The organism is Spirosoma montaniterrae (assembly GCF_001988955.1).
In the GTDB taxonomy this organism is placed as follows: Bacteria; Bacteroidota; Bacteroidia; order Cytophagales; family Spirosomataceae; genus Spirosoma; species Spirosoma montaniterrae.
The window spans coordinates 110,464-130,425 of record NZ_CP014263.1 but is presented as its reverse complement, the minus strand read 5'-3'; the positions used below and the strand labels follow the sequence as shown (position 1 = coordinate 130,425).

18 protein-coding genes and 1 pseudogene are annotated in these 19,962 nt (G+C 50.5%); 7 read left to right on the top strand and 12 right to left on the bottom strand.

The window, feature by feature from the left end:
• Positions 1 to 140: 140 nt before the first annotated feature.
• From atpE to AWR27_RS00510, 4 genes are read right to left on the bottom strand one after another with little or no spacing between them, the layout of a single operon-like run.
• Entirely contained in the window at positions 141 to 398 is a 258-nt protein-coding gene (atpE, locus tag AWR27_RS00525; protein ID WP_083732707.1) for an ATP synthase F0 subunit C, read from the bottom strand.
• Between the two features lie 38 nt (positions 399 to 436).
• Entirely contained in the window at positions 437 to 1,540 is a 1,104-nt protein-coding gene (gene atpB, locus AWR27_RS00520; RefSeq protein WP_077129389.1) for a F0F1 ATP synthase subunit A, read from the bottom strand.
• Positions 1,541 to 1,559: 19 nt separating this feature from the next.
• A complete protein-coding gene (locus tag AWR27_RS00515; protein ID WP_077129388.1) occupies positions 1,560 to 1,922 on the bottom strand; it encodes a hypothetical protein in 363 nt (120 codons plus the stop codon).
• Complete coding sequence (locus AWR27_RS00510; RefSeq protein ID WP_077129387.1) at positions 1,922 to 2,194, bottom strand: AtpZ/AtpI family protein; 273 nt, start codon at positions 2,192 to 2,194, stop codon at positions 1,922 to 1,924. Before AWR27_RS00510 ends, AWR27_RS00515 begins: the two co-directional genes overlap by 1 nt.
• 115 nt (positions 2,195 to 2,309) lie before the next feature.
• On the opposite strand from AWR27_RS00510, the gene porW reads away from it, so the two are divergent.
• The 6 genes and pseudogenes from porW (at position 2,310) to uvrC (ending at position 10,009) form a co-directional block, all read left to right on the top strand.
• The gene (gene porW, locus AWR27_RS00505) at positions 2,310 to 4,208 is read left to right on the top strand and encodes a type IX secretion system periplasmic lipoprotein PorW/SprE (protein ID WP_335695405.1); all 1,899 of its coding nucleotides are present in this window, start codon (positions 2,310 to 2,312) and stop codon (positions 4,206 to 4,208) included.
• Entirely contained in the window at positions 4,175 to 4,369 is a 195-nt protein-coding gene (locus AWR27_RS26015) for a hypothetical protein (RefSeq protein WP_335695404.1), read from the top strand. The genes porW and AWR27_RS26015 overlap by 34 nt, the downstream gene beginning before the upstream one ends.
• Positions 4,366 to 4,563 (top strand): hypothetical protein, encoded by a 198-nt coding sequence (locus tag AWR27_RS26010; protein ID WP_335695403.1) that lies wholly within the window; start codon positions 4,366 to 4,368, stop codon positions 4,561 to 4,563. Before AWR27_RS26015 ends, AWR27_RS26010 begins: the two co-directional genes overlap by 4 nt.
• 81 nt (positions 4,564 to 4,644) lie before the next feature.
• A pseudogene (locus AWR27_RS00500) lies at positions 4,645 to 7,001 on the top strand (penicillin-binding protein 1A).
• A 9-nt stretch (positions 7,002 to 7,010) separates the two neighbouring features.
• Positions 7,011 to 8,132, top strand: coding sequence for a glycerate kinase (locus AWR27_RS00495; RefSeq protein WP_077129386.1), 1,122 nt, complete (start codon positions 7,011 to 7,013; stop codon positions 8,130 to 8,132).
• A 68-nt stretch (positions 8,133 to 8,200) separates the two neighbouring features.
• On the top strand, positions 8,201 to 10,009 hold the full coding sequence (gene uvrC / locus AWR27_RS00490) for an excinuclease ABC subunit UvrC (protein WP_077129385.1): 1,809 nt from the start codon (positions 8,201 to 8,203) through the stop codon (positions 10,007 to 10,009).
• Positions 10,010 to 10,095: 86 nt separating this feature from the next.
• On the opposite strand, the gene porN is transcribed toward uvrC, so the two are convergent.
• The 8 genes from porN to sucD form a co-directional block, all read right to left on the bottom strand.
• On the bottom strand, positions 10,096 to 11,148 hold the full coding sequence (porN, locus tag AWR27_RS00485) for a type IX secretion system ring subunit PorN/GldN (protein ID WP_077129384.1): 1,053 nt from the start codon (positions 11,146 to 11,148) through the stop codon (positions 10,096 to 10,098).
• Between the two features lie 60 nt (positions 11,149 to 11,208).
• A complete protein-coding gene (porM, locus tag AWR27_RS00480; RefSeq protein ID WP_077129383.1) occupies positions 11,209 to 12,798 on the bottom strand; it encodes a type IX secretion system motor protein PorM/GldM in 1,590 nt (529 codons plus the stop codon).
• 24 nt (positions 12,799 to 12,822) lie between these two features.
• Positions 12,823 to 13,629 carry a type IX secretion system motor protein PorL/GldL gene (porL, locus tag AWR27_RS00475; protein WP_077129382.1) on the bottom strand — a complete coding sequence of 269 codons (807 nt, stop codon included), beginning with the start codon at positions 13,627 to 13,629 and terminating at the stop codon, positions 12,823 to 12,825.
• A gap of 61 nt (positions 13,630 to 13,690) precedes the next feature.
• Complete coding sequence (porK, locus tag AWR27_RS00470; RefSeq protein WP_077129381.1) at positions 13,691 to 14,839, bottom strand: T9SS ring complex lipoprotein PorK/GldK; 1,149 nt, start codon at positions 14,837 to 14,839, stop codon at positions 13,691 to 13,693.
• A 311-nt stretch (positions 14,840 to 15,150) separates the two neighbouring features.
• Positions 15,151 to 16,119 (bottom strand): PorP/SprF family type IX secretion system membrane protein, encoded by a 969-nt coding sequence (locus AWR27_RS00465; RefSeq protein WP_077129380.1) that lies wholly within the window; start codon positions 16,117 to 16,119, stop codon positions 15,151 to 15,153.
• 167 nt (positions 16,120 to 16,286) lie between these two features.
• Positions 16,287 to 17,084, bottom strand: coding sequence for a uroporphyrinogen-III synthase (locus AWR27_RS00460; RefSeq protein ID WP_157579017.1), 798 nt, complete (start codon positions 17,082 to 17,084; stop codon positions 16,287 to 16,289).
• Between the two features lie 28 nt (positions 17,085 to 17,112).
• Complete coding sequence (locus AWR27_RS00455) at positions 17,113 to 18,300, bottom strand: DUF4271 domain-containing protein (protein ID WP_077129379.1); 1,188 nt, start codon at positions 18,298 to 18,300, stop codon at positions 17,113 to 17,115.
• 32 nt (positions 18,301 to 18,332) lie between these two features.
• Positions 18,333 to 19,208, bottom strand: a complete 876-nt coding sequence (gene sucD, locus AWR27_RS00450; protein WP_077129378.1) for a succinate--CoA ligase subunit alpha — start codon at positions 19,206 to 19,208, stop codon at positions 18,333 to 18,335.
• Between the two features lie 133 nt (positions 19,209 to 19,341).
• On the opposite strand from sucD, the gene AWR27_RS00445 reads away from it, so the two are divergent.
• Positions 19,342 to 19,947, top strand: a complete 606-nt coding sequence (locus AWR27_RS00445; RefSeq protein WP_077129377.1) for a hypothetical protein — start codon at positions 19,342 to 19,344, stop codon at positions 19,945 to 19,947.
• Positions 19,948 to 19,962 lie beyond the last annotated feature (15 nt).

Sequence of the window (19,962 nt, the reverse complement as noted above, 5' to 3'; positions counted from 1 at the left end):
ATCAATCTTTTGTTTGATGCAGACCCACCTGCTGGCAATCCCAAATCGGGCGGGTCTGCATCGTGTACTTGGTCGGTACAGGTGCCGACGCCTAATGCAGCCGACGTACCTAATTGATTTGCTGTGGCAGCAACGGCGAATTAGGCCGTAGCAACCAGCAGACAGATAACGGCTGCGAACAGAGCCACGGCTTCGATAAGAGCCGCGATGATCAGCATGGCGGTTTGGATACGGCCAGCAGCTTCGGGCTGACGGGCAATACCTTCCATCGCACTACCACCGATACGACCGATACCCAGACCTGCACCGATAGCAGCCAGACCAGCCCCAACGGCAGCACCCATAACGGCTACGCTACCCGTGGCCTCCAGCAACAAAGCAAACAACATTGCGAACATGTACTTAACTATTTATTAGTGAAACAAAAGATTGCTAATTAATGCGCTTCCGCGCCTTCGTAACCGATACCGTGATCGGCTTCGTGATGTTCCTCAACCGCGCTGCCAATGTACATGGCCGTCAGCAACGTAAAGATGAACGCTTGGAGAAACGCCACCAGCAGTTCGATCAGGTTCAGAAACAGGGTAAAGAACAGCACAACCGGGCTGATTGCGATGCTTGTAGTCATACCGCCGAGGCTGTTCGCCATAAAAATCAGGCCGAGCAAACTCAGAATAATGATGTGCCCCGCCGTGATGTTGGCAAACAATCGGATCATCAGTGAAAGCGGTTTCATGAACACGCCCACAATTTCGACCGGCACCATGATTGGCAACAACGCCACCGGAACGCCCGACGGCTTAAAAATGTGCATCCAGTAATGTTTATTACCACTGAAGGTCACAATCAGGAACGTAATCAGGGCCAGTACGAGCGTAACGGCAATGTTACCTGTGAGGTTGGCCGCGCCAGGCAGCAGCCCCAGCAGGTTGTTGATAAGAATAAAGAAGAACAGCGTCAGCAAATACGGCAAAAACTTCGTGTATTTCGGACCAATGCTCGGTTTGGCGATTTCGTCGCGAACAAACAGAATAATTGGCTCTAAGAACGACTGTAATCCTTTGGGTGCCTTGCCTTTGTTCTTCTCATAACCCCGCCGAACCGACGTAAATACTAGCAACATAATAACGGCACTCAACATGAGCGACGCTACGTTCTTCGTAATCGAAAAATTATAAAAATGCGCTTCGTGATTCTCGTTACCAGCCGCATCGACCCGGTGAATTTTGCCGTGCTCAAGTTTATAGTCGTTATAAACCTGACCATGCGCCAGCCGCGACGATGAGAATACTTCCAGACCCCGGTCCTGCGAGTACAAAATAATTGGCAACGGCAGCGTAACGCCATGAGCAAATTCCCAACCGTGGTCGTCTTTAATGTGGTGCATAATCATTCCACCCACATCAAATTTCCCTTTCTGTTCGCCGTGTTGAGCCGCTGCGTGGTCGTCGTGCCCGTGTTCTTGCGCCTGCGAGAAAGCTACCGGACTCAAAATGAGCGCAATAGCTAATAACAATCTATGAAGAGTCGAACGCATCATGTGATGGTACTGATCGTTTTTACGAATTTTGGCGCAATTTACGATTAATGGCCCACATCTCAAAGCCAGTATAAATTATATAAAGCACCAGAAAGTTTAGTACGAACGTTCGGCGGGCATCGATGCCCTGATAGAGGAAAAAACCGACAAAAGCCAACCCGAGTACCAACCGTGCTACGGTGCTGGCTAAAAACAGGGGTATAAATCGCTCCCGATTCCCCTGTAAACCCGTATCGACCAGCCGGTGCGTCAGAAACGAAATCGTCAGGTAAAAGACCAGCAGCACCGGCCATTTGGCGTGGAGCCAGGCAACGGGTGCGTATTGATCAACTGCAAAAAATACAATTGCCACAAAAGCTGTAAAGAGTGTAGAATAGAGCATTATTTATTGGTCAATTGCCGGATGAAGAGATACAGCGACGCTCCAATTGCCGTTAATGACAAAACAATGGTCCAGATGGGGCGTTCATTTTGTTGCCATTCGTCGAGTTTCAGACCCGCATAAACACCCAGCCCGATAGTGCCCAGCATCTGAAAGGCGATGCCGCTGTATTGCGCAAATGAGGTTGTGCGCTCGGCTTCTTTCTTTACATCAGTTTCAGGCCCCGCTTTTTTGGCACTGTTTATGTCAGACTTTTCCGGCTGGTTTTCCATGTCGTTGGGGTAACTGATGTTGGTTAGGAGCAAATTTCGTTAATTTGGGCTAACGTTCTATATGACTGAACCCGTCTGCAACGTTTTGGCTATAGTGTCTACGCGTTTTTTTCAAATGCTTCTCAATTTTCGTAACCGCCCATTTTTACGTGCAACGGTCTTCGTCTGGCTGACCGGCGGGCTGGTTTCGTGTTCGCAGTATAGCAACAAACCCGTTAGCAAAGGCTATCATAATCTGACGGCCCATTTTAACGCTTACTACATTGCCCTCGACCAAATCGACGGTGCCGAACAAATGTTGTTTAAAACCCGGCAGGATAACTATAATCAGCTTTTGCCGATTCTGTTGCCTGTCGATTCCAACACCGTAACGCCTGTGAAGCCGCAGTTAGACGATGCCATCAAAAAAGCATCGATTATACCAGAGCGGCATCAGAACAGCAAATGGCTCGATAATGCCTATATTCTGATTGGTCGGGCGCGGTTGCTGAAACAGGATTTACCGAACGCTATCGAGGTGTTCAAGTACGTGAATACCAAAGGCACCAATGAAGACGATAAACACACGGCTTTGGTCTATCTGATGCGGGCGTATACAGAAGCCGGTGATTTCACGAACGCACTGAACGTGGCCGAATACTTGCGTACGCAACCGCTCAACAAAGAAAATACCCGCGATTTTTATTTAACCAAAGCGTATCTGCACCAGCAGAAAGGGGAATATCCAACAGCGGCTGGTATTTTGGAGGCCACTTTTCCAATGCTGAAAAAGAACGAAGCAACGGCCCGATTACACCTGATTGCAGGACAGTTGTATGACCAGATTGGGCAACCCCAAAAGGCCGTTGACGAGTACCGGCAAGTGCTTCGCTCCCACCCCTCCTACGATCAGACGTTTTACGCCAATCTGTATGCCATTCAAAGCAATGGCCTGACCGGCGATCAGAAACGTATGGCGCAGTCAGCCGAAACATTCGAGCGGCTATTGAACGATCAAAAAAACGCCGACCTGAAAGATAAAATTTATTATACGATGGGTTTGCTCGAAGCCCGTAGCGGACGCATCGATAAAGCCATTGATTACTATCGGCAATCTATTCGGGAAGCGGGGCCGGGCTCGGCGCAGGTATCGGGTACGTACCTGGAAATTGGTCGGCTCTATTTTGAGAAGAAAGCCGACTACGCCAATGCGAAAGCATATCACGATAGCGCGTTGGCCCTGCTGCCGCAACAATCGCCCAACTACGCAACGCTGCTCGCCCGTAAGAAAACGCTGGATGAGTTTGTACTGTATAAAAACACCATCCGTACTAACGACAGTCTGCTGGCACTGGCGCAGCTAAGCCCGGCAGCACTCGACAAAGCGTTAGACAATGTGCTGGACGAGCGGGCAAAACGCGATAAAGAACAGGCCGCACTGGCGCAGCAAATCGTTGACCGTGCATCGGGTGGCAATGTTGGCATGGTGCCGGGCGCAGTGAACTCCAATCTCCCGCCCAACGAACGGTGGGTGCTCTATAATCCGGTTGCGCTGAGTCAGGGGCGGCAGGAGTTTTCGGTGCGCTGGGGCAATCGTCCGCTCGAAGACAACTGGCGACGGAGTAACAAAGAAGCTGCCGATGCAGTGGCCGCTGTGAATAGCCCTCTTAATGGCAACTCACCCGCTAACGCACAAAATCCTAACGCTCCCCTTCGGCAGACCGATGCCATCAACGCTACGCCGGGTCTGCCGGGTGGAGCTACTACGGGCCGACGCGCACAGAAAGATGCGTTGATGGCGCAGATTCCGTTTGGTCAGGCTGCACAGGCGCAGGCACATCAGCAGATCGAAAACGCGCTTTACAAATTGGGAAAGCTCTACAAATTTCAGTTGAATCAACCTGCCGATGCTATCCCGGTGTTTGAACGGTTATTGAGCAGCTATCCAATACGATTCAAAAGCCAGAGGTGTATTATTTGCTCCATTTGTCGAATGAGCAGTTGGGAAAAACATCCGTCTGGAAAGATAAGCTGATTGTCGACTACCCAAACACGTCTTACGCCCGGCTGGTGGGCAAACCCGCCGAACATACCAACGACTCGGAAGTTAAAGCACTGAGGGTTTACACCGACATTTACGAACTGTATAAAGGCAACAACCCAACCGAAGCCCTGGCCGCGCCGAGACGTCGATGAGCCTGTTGGCCGGTACGCAGTTTGAAGATAAATTGGCCTTGTTACGCGCTATTTTGATTGGTAAGGTGCAGGGCGTTGGGCCTTATCGGCAGGCACTCAACGAATTCGTTCGTGACTACCCGGCGAGTGCGCTACTGTCGCGTGCCAAAGAAATGCAGGCAGCAGCCGATCAGCCAACCGCCAATAGAAAATGAATTATAAACTGTTGAACGCTGACTATTGAATCAGTCCGACGCAGGTAATCAGTATTCGATATTTTACATCACTCTCTTCAAATGTTCGACTTTGCTTCTGGTACATACCGCAATTTTATTCGAAATATCTGGCGGTATACGCTGATTGGCATTGGTTTACTGGTGCTGTATATATTGGCCGTCAGCTATAATTTTCTGTGGCTGTTTGGCGGAATGCCCAGTTTGAAGGCACTTGAGAACCCGAAAAGCGAAGAAGCATCGGAGGTATATACGGCTGATAATCAACTGCTCGGCAAGTACTACGTTGAAAACCGGACACCCATCGAAATTTCGCAGGTATCTCCCAATGTGGTGTCGGCATTGTTATCTACTGAAGATGCCCGTTTTGTAAAACATTCCGGCATCGACCCACGCTCGCTGTTTCGGGCAGTGAGTGGTTTTCTGACGTTTCGGAATGCGTCGAGTTCGGGGGGGGCAGTACGCTGACGCAGCAAACGGCCAAAAACCTGTTCGATACACGCCGGGAAGAACTGCGTGGGCCGCTGGGCCGCATTCCGGTTATTGGGCTGGTAATTGCCAAAACGAAAGAGTGGATTCTGGCCGTAAGACTCGAACGCAATTACACCAAGCAGGAAATCATTATGATGTACCTGAACACGGTGTCGTTTGGCAATAATACGTATGGTATCAAAACAGCGGCTAAGTCGTATTTCGATAAAGAACCCTGGCAGTTAGACGTTGAAGAAGCGGCTATGCTGGTCGGTATGCTCAAAAACCCGACGCTGTATAACCCGCGCCTGTATGAAGACCGCACCCGCGAACGCCGGAATGTGGTACTGTCGCAAATGAAAAAATACAAATTCCTGACCGACGAACAGTTTTTCGCCTACAAGCGTAAGCCGCTTAAACTTGACTTTAATATCGAGAACCAGAATACAGGCATGGCGGCTTATTTTCGGTCGGTTATCAAAGACGACATCAAGCGATGGATTCGGCAGTATAACGAAGAGAATCCCGGCGCCGAGCTTGACCTTTATACGAGTGGTCTGAAAATTTACACCACCATCGACTCGCGGATGCAGGCGTATGCCGAAGAGGCCATTATGACGAATATGCGCGATCAGCAACGTAAATTTTACGAACACTGGCGGGGCCGCAATCCGTGGGTACAGCAGGACAGACGCACGAAAAAATACGTTGAAATACCGGGCTTCATCGAGAACGTAGCCCGCCGAACGGCCCGCTACAAACAGCTCAAAGCCGAATACGGCGAAGACGAAAAAGCCATCTGGCGTGAAATGCGCAAGCCAGTGAAAATGAAGGTGTTCGTGTACGGCGGCAAGCGCAATGAGAAAGATACCACCATGAGTTCGCTGGATTCGATTCGGTATTACAAGCGACTGCTGAACACGGGCTTTATGTCGATGGACCCGCGCTACGGGCACGTAAAAGCGTGGGTAGGTGGTATCAACTTCAAACACATGAAGTTCGATCATGTGCGCCAAAGCCGCCGACAGCCGGGGTCAACGTTTAAACCGTTTGTGTATTTAACGGCTATGGATCAGGGCTTTGTGACTCCCTGTAGCCATGTGGTCGACCGCCCGGTTGTATTTGCACATGGTGAAGACAACAACGGCGGCCCGGCCTGGATGCCTAAGAACTCGACGGGCCGTTATAGTGGTCGAAGTTTATCGCTGCGCGAAGCATTGGGGCAATCCATCAATACCGTCAGCGCACAGTTGATTAAGAAGACGCGTGCGGCTGCGGTGATAAAGTACGCTCGCGAGATGGGTATTCAGAGCGAAGACCTGCCTGAAAATCCGACGCTCTGCCTCGGGACAGGCGACGTTTCAGTCTATGAAATGGTGGCAGCTTATTGTGCCTTTGCGAATGGTGGTATTCGGGTTCGACCTATGATGCTACTGCGGATTACCGACAAAAACGGCAACATGCTGAAAACCTTCACGCCCGATGCCAATCAGGTGATCAGTTCAAACCGGGCCTATGAAATGCTGCACCTGATGCGCGGGGCGGTTGAGGAGCCTAATGGTACGGCCCAACGGCTACGGACCCAATACAAACTGCTGGAAGGAGGCAATGAAATTGCGGCCAAAACGGGTACAACGTCTAACTATTCGGATGCCTGGTTTATGGGCCTGACACAGCACCTCGTTTCGGGTTTGTGGGTGGGTGGCGACGACCGGAGCATTCACTTCCGTACCATCGAACTGGGGCAGGGTGGCCGACAGGCAATGCCCGCCTGGGCCATGTATATGCAGAAAGTGTACAAAGACCCGACCCTGACGCAGTATCGGCCTGAGCCGTTTCGCAAACCCAATAACTTCCGCATCGACTGTGGCGGCTACCACATCGACTCCTCGCAGCGATACATCCCGCCCAAAGTCGCTCCCGAAGACGCGGAAGAAATTTTACAGTAGTTACCTCACATGCATATCCTGCTCGCTCCCGATAAATTTCGTGGTTCCCTGACGGCTCGTGAAGTAACCAACGCCATGACCGAGGGCATACGGCTGGCCCTGCCCACGGCAACGGTTACGGCCCTGCCATTAGCCGACGGGGGCGAAGGCACGGCGCAGGTACTGACCGAAGCCACGGAAGGCATCTGGCACACGGCCACTGTCTACGATCCGCTTGGTCGGTCTGTCGAAGCCGGATTTGGTATTTCGGGTGATGGCACTACAGCATTCATCGAAATGGCACTGGCGTCGGGGTTGGGTTTGTTAAAAACAGAAGAGCGCAACCCACTCTATACCAGCACGTATGGAACGGGCGAACTGATTCGGGAAGCTGCAAAAAAAGGCGTTCAGAAGATTGTATTAGGCATTGGCGGCAGTGCCACGACAGATGCCGGTATTGGTATGGCCGCAGCATTAGGTTGGCAGTTTTTGGATGCCAACGGTCAGCTTCTTGAGCCGACAGGGGCCAATCTTCTGCACATTGCCCAACTAATTCGGCCCGATACAAACATAGCTGATGGCATTCGGGTAGCCGTTGCCTGCGACGTGACAAACCCGCTGTTTGGCCCCGAAGGTGCCGCCTATATTTACGGTCCGCAGAAAGGAGCCGATGAGCAGGCAGTTGCTACGTTAGATGCTGGCCTTCGTCGCTTTGCCCGATTGGTCGACGAGCAATACAGCATAGCCCTTGCGCAGATTCCGGGTGCGGGAGCGGCTGGTGGTTTGGGCGCAGGGGCGTTTTTTTTCCTGAATGCAGCCCTACAGCCGGGCGTCGACCTGGTACTGGAAACCGTCGATTTTGATCTGAATCTGGCAAACGCTGATCTCGTGCTAACGGGCGAAGGCAAACTCGACCGGCAAACTACACAGGGGAAATTAATACAAGGCATTGCTGACCGGGCTAAACACGCCAATGCGCCGGTTATCGCGCTTTGCGGCACACTCGACCTTGCCCCTGAGGCTATTCGGCAAATGGGTTTAAAAGCCGCCTTCTCTGTACTAAATCAGCCACAATCGCTTCGTGAAGCCATGCAAACAGCCTACGATGATGTGGTTCGGGCAACCTTTAACGTATGTCGGTTGTTTTTGTAGAGCCGCCGTCCCGGTCGGCTGTCTCGTAAAGAAAGTCAAACCGCCGGCTGGTACGGGCGGCTTTACCTATGCCAGAATTCGACTATAAACAAGAGTTAGCCAAGGTGCCGCATGAACCGGGTGTATATCGGTATTTCGATGCGTCGGGCGAAGTCATTTACGTAGGAAAAGCCAAAGACCTGAAAAACCGGGTCAGCAGCTATTTCACCAACTCGAAAGGCCATGACCGCAAAACGCTTCGGTTGGTCAGCCAGATTCGGAAGCTTGAATTTACTATTGTACATACTGAATTTGATGCCTTGCTGTTGGAAAACCAGCTTATCAAGCGATACCAGCCCAAATTCAATATTTTATTACGCGACGACAAAACATATCCGTTCGTATGTGTTACGAATGAGCATTTTCCACGCGTGATTACGACCCGGCGCATCGACCGGAAACTTGGCACGTTTTATGGCCCGTTCGCCAATCTGAAACCGATGTACACGGTGCTGGATATGTTCAGCCAACTGTTTACCATTCGCACCTGCACGTACAATCTGGCTCCCGAAAATATAGAAGCTGGCAAATATAAAGTTTGCCTGGAATACCACATCGGCAACTGCAAAGGCCCCTGCGAAGGCAAACAAAACGAAACAGACTACAACAAAGACATCGAGCAGGTTCATCACATCCTGAAGGGTAATTTGAAACCGGCGCAGGAGTACTTCAAAAATCGAATGGTTGAGGCTGCCGGTGAATTGGCGTTTGAGCAGGCGCAGAAATACAAGGAAAAGATGGATGTACTCCAGCGATTCCAAAGCAAGTCGACAGTGGTAAATCCTAAAATTGCCGACGCCGATGTATTTACGATTGCCTCAGATGAAGCTTGTGCTTATATCAACTTTATGAAAGTAGTTAACGGCACTATCGTACAGACGCATACGGTTGAAGTCAAGAAGAAGTTGGACGAAACCGACCCTGATTTGCTGACGATAATGATTGTAGAGTTTCGTGAACAGTATGGTAGTCAATCAAAAGAAATCATTACCAATATCCCGCTCGACGTTGATTTAAAAGCCGAAATCACCATTCCGCAGATCGGCGACAAGAAAAAACTGCTCGATATGTCGTTGAAAAACGTGCTGTATTTTCGGCGTGAACGACAGGAACGTGCAGCCGCTGAAGCTACGGCCAACGCCAGCAAAAAAGACCGCGTACTTATTCGGCTCAAGCAGGACTTGCAGCTAAAAACTATCCCGAACCGTATCGAGTGTTTCGACAACTCGAATATTCAGGGTACAAATCCGGTATCAGCAATGGTGTGCTTTATTGGCGGCAAACCGGCAAATAAGGAGTACCGGCATTTTTCGATTAAGACAGTTATTGGCCCCAACGACTTCGCCAGTATGCACGAGGTTGTAACGCGCCGATATACTCGTGTGCTGGAAGAAGGCACCGACATGCCCGACTTGATTGTGATCGATGGTGGGAAGGGGCAACTGAGTGCCGCCTGCGACGCGCTGAAGGCACTTGATTTATACGGCAAAGTGCCCATTATTGGCATTGCCAAGCGGCTCGAAGAAATCTATTTCCCGGAAGATAACCTCCCGCTGTACATCGACAAAAAGTCGGAATCTCTAAAGTTAATTCAGCGTATTCGCGACGAAGCGCACCGCTTCGCTATTACCTACCACCGCGACAAGCGCAGCCGTAACAGCCTTATCAGCGAACTCGAAAACGTGGAGGGCATCGGTAAAAAAACAGCCGCAAAGCTTCTAAAGCACTTCAAAGGAGTTACCAAAATACGCGAAGCGTCGTTCGACGAAGTGGTTGAGGTCGTTGGCAAAGACCGGGCTACGAAGTTGAAGCAATATTTTGATACGGTAGAACAGTAACGCGGCTGGAAAGCCGCCCTGTGCGTCAGCAAAATACTGACTCAATCCAGGGCGGCTTTCCAGCCGCGTTACTTGACTGCTTTATTTTAGTACTCCCACAAACCGTGTTCGGTTTCCATCAGCTCATATTCGGTTTGGTATGATTTCAGAAGACCATCGCGGTCTCCGTACATATCAACCAAAGCCTGATCGGCTGGGTTGGCAACTTTCGTAATCCGTCCGTAGAACAGGCGCAAATCGAATGCATCAGCCAGATTTTTGTGCTGAGCCTGATTCTGTGGATTGTACCAGATAAATTTTTTCGGGTCTGACCGGAACAGCTTATCCAAATCTTTGTACTTGAACGTAGCCAAAGGTGTTTCTACACCCGCTGTGTTTTTGTCGGAGGGCAGGTAGATCGTAACCGTTTGAACGTCGTAATATAAACGCGAACGCTTACGGTCGAAGATCCAGTCTTCCTTAATCTCCATGACGTTGAACTCCTTCGCAAAGTACTCATCGCCAGCCGGTACAGCCGGAGCTTTTGCCACCGCAACAGTGTCAACTTTAGGTTCTTCGATAGGCGCGGCTGTTTTCGCGCCTTTTTTACCTTTGCTGTTCTTCGCCGTTGCTTTCTTCTTCACAGGTGCTCCCCAGCCATCATCAGCAGGTTTGGCTGCCGTTTTCGGTGCGCCCCAGCCATCTTCAGCCGGCTTGGCAGCAGGCTTCTTGGGATCAGTCTTTTTTGCGTCGCCCCAACCGTCGCCACTATTGTTGGTTGCTTCATTGCCAAAACCAGCGGCAATTTCTTCTGCCGACAGTTGCGGAGCCGAGTTGGGCATAATCATGCGCTGCTGAAACTTCTCCGGTGTAAGTTTCGTAGCTACCGAATCATTTTCATAGGCATCTAAAAGCCCTGCTTTTACAGCTTCGATCAGGTACTTCGAGATTTCGTTGTTCTTTGAGAACATCGACTGATTCTGTTTCTCCTTCAGGTCGATTCGACGCCAAAGGGTCTTCTTCATCATAATGTCGTTCTCATTAATGGCCCGTACCGACAGCGCGTTTGTGCCGGTGCTTGGTTTCTCCTGCGCCATCGCTCCTCCACCAGCCACCGCCAGCATGGCTGCGGCTACGGCCATCGTTCTTGCCTGTTTCATTGGTTGCATTCTCGTTTTGCTGCGTTTTCTGTTCCACTAATTAACGCAGTTGCGTTATGTTTAGTACAGTGGCACACTCTGCATTGGATTACCCATCGGCACATCACTGATGTTACCCTGGAAATTCCGCCGTTGCACACCGTCAACTGTAATCGCGATTCGGTCGCCCGGTTGAATCTCAGCCGCCAAAGAACCCAGCGAACCACCGCCCGGACCTAAGTTGACCTGACCAACTTTACGCGTACCACGCGCCAGAATGACCGTAATCCCCGTTACCCGGAAATTAGCATCATCGGGCGAGTAGTTGCGGAAACTTTCGTCGGCAACTGCCTGTACGCGCACACTGCGGGCTTGCCCTACCGGCACACCACGCGGGTCGCCTACTTTCGTTCCACCGACAAAATATTCGAGCGTTGGACGTGGCACCCGGTTCACCCGAAACCGTTCTGTACCCAACAGGCTTCCACCGTTGCTGATGTTGAGCGATACCTGTGCCGAATTTGGCACAATCGTAATTTTCCCTTTCTCACCCGAAGAGACTACACTCGCTCCGTCTGCCGAAAAGCTCGGACTCCAGAGTGCGCCCAACTGCGGACTTTGAATACTCAGCTTGTTGGCGCAACCTAAATATAGCGGAGGCATTGTACCAGTTTCAATCTGGTACGATGGTTTCGCCACAAAGTATTCAGCCTGCAACGGTACGGTTTTCATGCCCGCAGCGGTTTGGTACGAAATCGAACCTGTCAGCACCCGACGAGCTAAACCCGTTTTGTCATAAGCCCCGCCCTGTGCTGTAAACTCAACGATACCTGTTCCATCCTGCATACGCACGGGCGCACCATTCAGGCTCATGCGTGGCTGAATTCCCGACGACGACGCGGCCAGAAACATCTGTCCTTTGAACTTCGTACCAGCTACAACCACTTTCGACTCCATACTAAGCATTGCCAGAATTTTGTCGAATTTCACATCCTGCGCACCTACTTTGCTGGCGAGTACGTTCAGCACTTCACCTTCAATGCGCCGGATGTCGGTTTGCCGCTGTGTGAGCACGGCCAACGCTGCCGGAACGGGCGTCTGAGCAAAGTTCAGTTCAGCAAAATCTTTCTGACGCTGCTCAGGCGAACGGCTCGAAATTGGATCTTCTTTTCCGTCGGCTGCCAGCGTGTTGTACTTTGCGGGGCTGTACTTGGTCAGGCCCTGTAAATAATCGTCCAATGTCTTTTTCAGCTTGTAGGCTTCACCTCGCCGACCACCAGCAATCATAATCTGAGCTACTTTTTCTTCCTCGCTCAGGTTTCTGATGTTTCCGGTCTCGTCTAAGCCGCCACCAGCCTGCTCAATAATGCGCTGTTTGAGGCCATCGATCTGGGCGATCACGTCCGCCGTTTGCTTTCGCACTTCGTCGGCTTGTTTAACAATAACTAAATCAGTTGCCCGGTTACCTGATTTTTCAACAGTCGCCCGAATGTTGTCGACCGTAGATTGGTTAACCCGATTTGCCGATACAGTAGACTGTTCTAAGCTATTATTCAATAGGACAAACTTCTCCAGAATGGCCGACGTGACCTGTAAGGCCAACAAAGCGGTCAATACCAGATACATCATCCCGATCATTTTCTGACGGGGTGTCTCTTTTACTCCTGCCATTTTATTCGGTGAGTTGTAAAGTGCTTAATTTCCCCGCATGGCAGTTAACATGCTGCCATATACGTTGTTGAGCGATGCCAGATTACCGGTAAGTTTAGCCAGTTCGCTCTTAAACTGCTGCGTATCGCGGCTGGCGTCGGCCATGTTTTCCATTGCCGAGGTCAGGCTACCATAGAACGCGTTCATGGCTTTGAGGTGCTTGTTGGCATCCTGCAATTCCAGTTCATAGACGGCGTTCAGCGCGGTCATGCTGTTCGTAACTTTCAGCGTCTGATCGCGAAGTGCTTTCGTATCACCCGTAGCGTCGGCCATCGAACTCACTGCCGTAATTGCTGTATTGTACGACTTATTCATTTCGGTCAGCGATTGCGAAGCCGTTTTCACGTTTCGCGCATAATCGTTGGTCGCTACCGTGGCGTCAGTCAAGTCACTCAATTTTGACACTGTATCGTTGAGGCTGCGGAAACCCGTACCAAGTTTCTCAAACACGTCGGGCGTAACTTTCGCCTGCGCCAGCATCTGATCCATGTTGGCGGTCAGGCCATTGGGTTGAGCAACAGGCTTGCGGGCCTCCCCTTTATACTCATCAGCCAGTTCAGGATATACCCGCTCCCACTGATAATCAGACGATGTTGGCGGAAAAAGAAAGCTTTGGGCAGCGTAAATCAGGAAGATAATGGCTTCGGTTCCCAGACCGATGAACAACATTTCAGTACCGCCCGGTAAGTGGTTAATTTTGAACATGGCACCGGTCACAACGATTGCGGCACCTACGCTGTAGATGGTCGGGACCAGCCGATCCCAAAAGAAATTAACTTTTTGTGCTGCCATGATAGCGATTATTGATTGTAATGGGTAATTGGGTTTGTGTGGTATTTAGTGATGTAATTAATTAGGCCCGGCCCTTTGAGGCTTTAGACGATTTAGACGCTTTTGTTTTGCTTTTGCTGCTACCACCTACGCGGCCCGCCCGACCCGATGCCGTGCGTCCTTCGAGGTTATCCATCACGCAGCGAAAACCGATGTATGAACGTTTCTGATCTTCGTATTCGTAATAACGCGTACCTGTTTCAAGGTAGTAGGCAATGTCTTTCCACGAACCGCCCCGAACCACTTTGCGCGGCTCGTCGGCATTTTGGTTGTCGGGGTTCATGTCCCATACAATAGCGTTCGAGTTATCGGCGTAGGCATCACGGCACCACTCGGCCACGTTACCAGCCATGTTGTAAAGACCGTATTCGTTGGGGCTGTACGCATTGGCCGGAGCCGTATATGGATAGCCGTCGGCATCGAAGTTACCACGCTGCGGCTTGAAGTTTGCCAGATAGCAGCCTTTACCATTGGCTACGTAGGGGTTGCCCCACGGGTATTTTGCGCCCTGTTTGCCACCACGAGCGGCCCACTCCCACTCCGCTTCTGAAGGCAACCGGAAGCCGAACGACCGATAGCCACCATCTTTGCTCCGGAAATCATCGAGCGTGTTGGTACGCCATTTGCAGAAATGCTTCGCAGCAAGCCAGCTTACGCCCACTACCGGATATGTGTCGAAAGCCGGGTGCGCGTAGTAGTGTTCCAGCATGGGGTCGCCGTTGTGGTACGTGAAGTCGTTTTTCCATACCGTCGTATCGGGGTAATACTTCGACATGATTTCTTCCTCACCTAATGTTGCTACCGAGTCGGCCAGGAGCGCGTTTACGTATTGGCGGTACTCATGGTTCGAAATTTCGGCATCGTCCATGTAAAACGAGCTAATGGTCACCTGCCGGTTCATGTTAATCTGCGTAGCCGCTACGTCTTCGTCGGCCTGCCCCATAACAAACGATCCCGACGGCACCAGCACCATACCATACGGCGTCGGCTGTTTCCAGCCTTTGCGGCCTGTAGCCGTAACTTCGCCGTTTGTTACACCAACCTCCCCGCCTTTGCCGCCTTTGCCGCCGAATTTTGACTTCACAAAGCCACAACCTTGCATTAGCAGAACTACTGCCGCAACCAACACCACACGGGCCGAGCTATTTGTAAACCAATTATACTTCATCATTGTAGGCTATTTTTTCCTGCTTCTTGTGCGAGACCGATTTAGAAACGAAATTCTGTTTGGTTATTGTATGTAATTGAGCCTGCGGATTTAGTTTCCGTAAGCCTTTTGCTCCAAAGTTTGACCAGATGCTGCATGTACTCAACTGATTAGACTGGCTAATCTACCAAAATTAACGTGTCGACAGCAATCTGCCTAACAAGAATACTGCCAAAAAATTGATTTACCGCCGATCAATACGGTAAATCAACGATTGATCTGATTTATACGGATTTTGTTGTACCTGCATTACCAGCGTCAATACATATCAGGCATTAATACCGGAAGCGGGGTGTACGCACAATGGGCTTTTTACGACCATCAGACGTAGGCAGCGCATAAGCGAGTAAAAATTCGTGCGACGTAGCACTTTTAGTACTGGCTCCGCCTGCCACAAGATCGAGCGCGTAGCCAACGCGCAGAGCATTGTTACGCATGAGATTAATACCTCCTGTAATCATAATGGCATCCCCAAACCGATAACCAGCTCCTGCCCAGATGCGGTTGGCATAGGTAGCCAGCAAATTGGCGGTTGCCGTTGACCCTCGAATTCCTTCACGAGCACTATAGGCCAGTAACAGTGAAGGCTGAATATCAATATCATAGGTCAGGCCCAGCCGATACCCGGCAGTCAGGTATGTTTTACCATTAGCCCCCTCCGTCGAACGGTCGGCAATATAGTTATAAGTGGCCCCATTCAGGTGCATCGAGCTTATGCCAATCCAGTAATCGGTTGTATTGTAGTATACACCCGCGCCCAAATCAGGCCTGAATTGATTGATACGCCCGGTTGGAATGGTAGGATCTCCGGGTTCGCCAGGACGAAACTGCCCAAAATCGTAACCCCTGTTGAACATACCAGCCTGAACGCCAAAGGCCAACACGCCACTTTTCAATGTAAGCCGGTAAGCATAGGACAGTTGTACCGATTGATTGATCGACGGCCCGAATACGTCATTCATGGCATATACGCCAATACCGCTTTTGATGCCATTGAGCGGCATGTTGAACGACACCACCTGCGTATTTTGCCCACCGCCCGGATCGCCCACGTTGGTCTGATAGCCCAGATACTGTGATCGGTGCGTAATCTGTACCCGCGACACGCCCTCCGACCCAGCCGCTGCCGGGTTATAATAGATCGGATTATACATGTACAGGCTAAGCTGCGGGTCTTGCTGTGCCAGCGCGGTATGGGCAAAAACCATCAGAAACGACGTAGCTACGTAGAGTGTGCGAGTCATACAACAGGAGCAGTAAAGCGTTATGGCCAGAGCATTTGCCCTCCACGCCACAGTTTACAATTAAACGCCCACAACCGCAAAATATTGAACAAAAATAAAGGCTGAATACCACAAGCGAACCAATCGGCGCGGCTTCGGCAAATCAGCCTTCAATTAACCACCAGTTCTTACTGATTGTTAGCTTTCTTGATATATAAATCCAGTGCTCCCGTCATAGAAGGTGCGTTGGGCAACGGAGCTTCAATGTCGAGCGTTAGCCCGGCTTCTACAATGGCTTTAGCCGTTGTGGGGCCAAAGGCAGCCAAACGAGTGCCATTCTGCTTAAATTCAGGGAAGTTACTCATCAGCGACGACACGCCCGACGGGCTGAAAAACGCAATGATGTCATAACTCTGAATAGCCAGGTCCGACAAATCAGTGGGTACCGTTTCGTACATCACGGCCTCCGTGAAGTGCAGACTACTGGTATCCATAAATTCAGGAATGTCGTTGCGCCGGATGTTCGAGCAGGGAAACAGAAACTTCTCTGTTTTATGCTTCTTGATCAGGTCGAACAGTTCGGTAGCGGTTTTGGTCCCGTTAAAGATTTTCCGTTTTCGAATGACGATGTACTTCTGAAGATAGTTGGCCGTCTGCTCTGAAATACAGAAGTACTTCATATCGGCAGGGACCTCGATTCGGCTTTCCTGACAGATGCGGAAAAAGTGGTCTATGGCATTTCGGCTGGTAAAAATAATAGCCGTATGTGCCAGAATATTCACCTTCTGCTTCCGAAAATCTTTGGCCGAAACGCCCTGAATTTCGATAAATGGACGAAAATCTATTTGAAGATCGTACTTGCTTACTAAATCAAAATAGGGCGATTTCTCGTCGGCAGGCCGGGATTGCGTAACTAATAGCCGTTTTACGGGCTTGAGCCGGTCAACAACCCCCGCTTCGGTGGCTTGCATGCTGGTTTCGTTCATTGACTCTTTACTGACAGAAAACATCCTATCATAGCGCAAATCGCAGTCCTATGATAAGCGGAACCAATTCAACGATGCAAAGATACGAAAATAAATAGAGATTCTTGATAGGTTCAACTACCCGGATAACGAGGTAAAGCAAGGCCAGCCGAGCTATATAAAAGCCAATCAGCGGCAGTAAAAGCGTACTCGCCGACCACGAAGCAGCCGACCAGTTGTAAGCAACCACGACCAGCACGAACGTCATGCCGGAGAAGAACAGCATAGACGACTGCAGCACTTTAAAGTAATGTATATTGATAATGGATGGCAACCGATATAAACTGCCAATTACCTCCAGAGCTACGTATTTACCCAGTAATGCCAGAAAGGTTACGACCGTTAACAACAAAAACTCGCCCAGCAAAGCCAGAAACGGCTGACTCCCCAGCAGCAGTGTCCGCGACGCAAACACGTCTACGTTACGGCTCTGCACGAAGATAATTAGGTAAGCCAGCAAAAAACTCAGATTCAGCACGAACAGATTATTGGTACTGCTCAGCGGACGATTTATTAAAAATGATTCTTCCTGCGCCCGCAACGACAGCAAATCACGCGGGTTGTAGAAGCGAAGAAAGGCCCGTCGGTAAAATGAGAATAAAAAAGCGTGCGTAGCCAGCAAAAAAACCAGCCCGGCACTCAGAAAATCGTCATAGATAGAAACAGGGCGAGGCCGAACGCTCAGATTATCGTCGCGCAGTACGATGGGTTTCTGGGTGGCCGAGCGCGGGTGAGCAATCAGCAGTTGCTTATCGATCAGGCCCGGTGCGCCATAGAGCGTAATAAAAATCTCCGGCGTTCGATAGGCCCGATACAGACTGTCGATAGAGAGAACCTGCCACTGACCAGCCCGTAGTTTCCGCTTCAACGCTGCATTGATAAACAGATACCCATCTTGTTGGGTGGCGATAAGCAGGCTGTACCGCCGATTACTCTCTAAATCGACAAATGCACTAAGGGCCGTTTGGTCGGCGTGCTGCTCAAGAATGTACGGCACATAAGCTTTGGTAGCTTCGTCGTACACTAAAAAATCGTCCTGAAAGGAATAAATTGGATCGAAACGACCACCGGGGCCAATGCCCGTTGTGCGCGACTGCGCTAAAGTGAAAAATGAAAAATGAAAAGTGCTTAATGAAAAAAGTAAGACTCGGATAAACCAACGCTTGACATTTTTCATTAAGCACTTTTCATTTTTCATTTTTCACTCAACTATTTCCCCAATGCTTTCAGCATGGTGTCGCCGATAAGGGCGGGCGATTCAACCACATGAATACCGCACTCGCGCATAATCGCCATTTTTGCGGCTGCCGTATCGTCGGCTCCACCGACGATAGCTCCGGCGTGGCCCATCCGACGACCTTTTGGCGCGGTTTGACCGGCAATAAAGCCTACAACGGGTTTGCGGTTGCCGTCGGCTTTAATCCAGCGGGCGGCTTCGGCTTCCATACCGCCACCGATTTCGCCAATCATCACGATAGCTTCGGTTTCGGGGTCGTTCATGAGCAGTTCAACAGCTTCTTTGGTCGTAGTGCCAATGATGGGGTCGCCACCGATACCGATGGCCGTGCTTTGGCCCAAACCGGCTTTGGTCAGTTGGTCAACGGCTTCATAGGTCAGCGTACCTGATTTTGAAACAATACCAACGGTGCCTTTCTTGAAAATAAAACCCGGCATGATACCTACTTTGCATTCTTCTGCCGTCATAACGCCGGGGCAGTTGGGGCCAATCAGCCGCACGTCTTTATCGCTGATGTAGTTTTTCACCGCCACCATATCTTCGGTAGGAATGCCCTCGGTGATGCAGATAATGACCTTAATACCGGCGTCGGCTGCTTCCATAATGGCATCGGCAGCAAAAGCGGGCGGTACAAAAATAATCGACACATTGGCACCGGCCTGTTCAACAGCCTGTTCAACGGTATTGAACACAGGCCGGTCGAGGTGTGTTTGACCACCTTTGCCGGGCGTTACGCCCCCAACCACGTTGGTGCCGTATTCGATCATCTGCTGGGCGTGGAAACTGCCCTCCGAGCCAGTAAAGCCCTGGACGATAACTTTGGAGTCTTTGTTGACTAAAACACTCATGACGGTTTGTTAATCGTTGGCGATGCGGTTAACATTTTTCTGTACTACGCTCCAAGTACTTAGAACCTTTTAAAGGCTTTTAACCTCCAGAAAAATGTTGGGCAAAAGTAGGCTAAACTTCGTAAATTACGTGATGATTTTTTCACACATTGTCTCTGGCTTCGTTCTGGCTGGGGCAGGCGTTGGCGTGTTCTGGCATTTCTTCGGGCGTATCTCATTGTTCAACCGCCTGCTTTGGGGCTTTTTTTTGCTCATAACTTCCTTAGCTGCCCTTACTGGCGTTCTGCTGTATGCTGGCAACCAGTCGCTCGAGTCGCTGCACCAGTCGATGATCGTGCTGTCTGATAGTCTTGGTGTGGTCTGCGTTGTTACGGCGGTGTATGCCCTGCTGAATCAGCAAACGCTATCGCTCACCTCGTTTATAGCCACGGTTGTTTTTGGACTACTGCTCTTTGTAGGCTTGCTCCTGCCCGACGTGCGCGTATTCACCCCCGTTGTTCCGTCGCTGGGTATTCTGATTCTGATGCTGCTGGCGGTGTTTGCATTGCTTCAGCGCAATAAGCGGGGGTTGTGGGTCGTGCTGGCCGCGATGATGATGGGCCTGAGTACAAAAGCTGATGCGTTTAACAGCCTGATGCACCCCACCGATTTTTTTCACTATATCACCGCGCTGGCACTCTGGTTTTTTGGCAAAGCTGCCGAGTGGCGCGTGCCCATAACCAATCGTCCGAACAAATAGTTACTCCACAAAACT

Bases quoted from the DNA above. Each gene is read 5' to 3' on its own strand.
- porK (WP_077129381.1), bottom strand. From the start codon at position 14,839: ATGATGAAGTATAATTGGTTTACAAATAGCTCGGCCCGTGTGGTGTTG.
- sucD (WP_077129378.1), bottom strand. From the start codon at position 19,208: ATGAGTGTTTTAGTCAACAAAGACTCCAAAGTTATCGTCCAGGGCTTT.
- atpE (WP_083732707.1), bottom strand. From the start codon at position 398: ATGTTCGCAATGTTGTTTGCTTTGTTGCTGGAGGCCACGGGTAGCGTA.
- AWR27_RS00465 (WP_077129380.1), bottom strand. From the start codon at position 16,119: ATGACTCGCACACTCTACGTAGCTACGTCGTTTCTGATGGTTTTTGCC.
- porW (WP_335695405.1), top strand. From the start codon at position 2,310: ATGCTTCTCAATTTTCGTAACCGCCCATTTTTACGTGCAACGGTCTTC.
- AWR27_RS26010 (WP_335695403.1), top strand. From the start codon at position 4,366: ATGAGCCTGTTGGCCGGTACGCAGTTTGAAGATAAATTGGCCTTGTTA.
- AWR27_RS00445 (WP_077129377.1), top strand. From the start codon at position 19,342: ATGATTTTTTCACACATTGTCTCTGGCTTCGTTCTGGCTGGGGCAGGC.
- uvrC (WP_077129385.1), top strand. From the start codon at position 8,201: ATGCCAGAATTCGACTATAAACAAGAGTTAGCCAAGGTGCCGCATGAA.
- AWR27_RS00495 (WP_077129386.1), top strand. From the start codon at position 7,011: ATGCATATCCTGCTCGCTCCCGATAAATTTCGTGGTTCCCTGACGGCT.
- porM (WP_077129383.1), bottom strand. From the start codon at position 12,798: ATGGCAGGAGTAAAAGAGACACCCCGTCAGAAAATGATCGGGATGATG.
- porN (WP_077129384.1), bottom strand. From the start codon at position 11,148: ATGAAACAGGCAAGAACGATGGCCGTAGCCGCAGCCATGCTGGCGGTG.
- porL (WP_077129382.1), bottom strand. From the start codon at position 13,629: ATGGCAGCACAAAAAGTTAATTTCTTTTGGGATCGGCTGGTCCCGACC.
- AWR27_RS00515 (WP_077129388.1), bottom strand. From the start codon at position 1,922: ATGCTCTATTCTACACTCTTTACAGCTTTTGTGGCAATTGTATTTTTT.
- AWR27_RS00460 (WP_157579017.1), bottom strand. From the start codon at position 17,084: ATGAACGAAACCAGCATGCAAGCCACCGAAGCGGGGGTTGTTGACCGG.
- AWR27_RS00510 (WP_077129387.1), bottom strand. From the start codon at position 2,194: ATGGAAAACCAGCCGGAAAAGTCTGACATAAACAGTGCCAAAAAAGCG.
- AWR27_RS00455 (WP_077129379.1), bottom strand. From the start codon at position 18,300: ATGAAAAATGTCAAGCGTTGGTTTATCCGAGTCTTACTTTTTTCATTA.
- atpB (WP_077129389.1), bottom strand. From the start codon at position 1,540: ATGATGCGTTCGACTCTTCATAGATTGTTATTAGCTATTGCGCTCATT.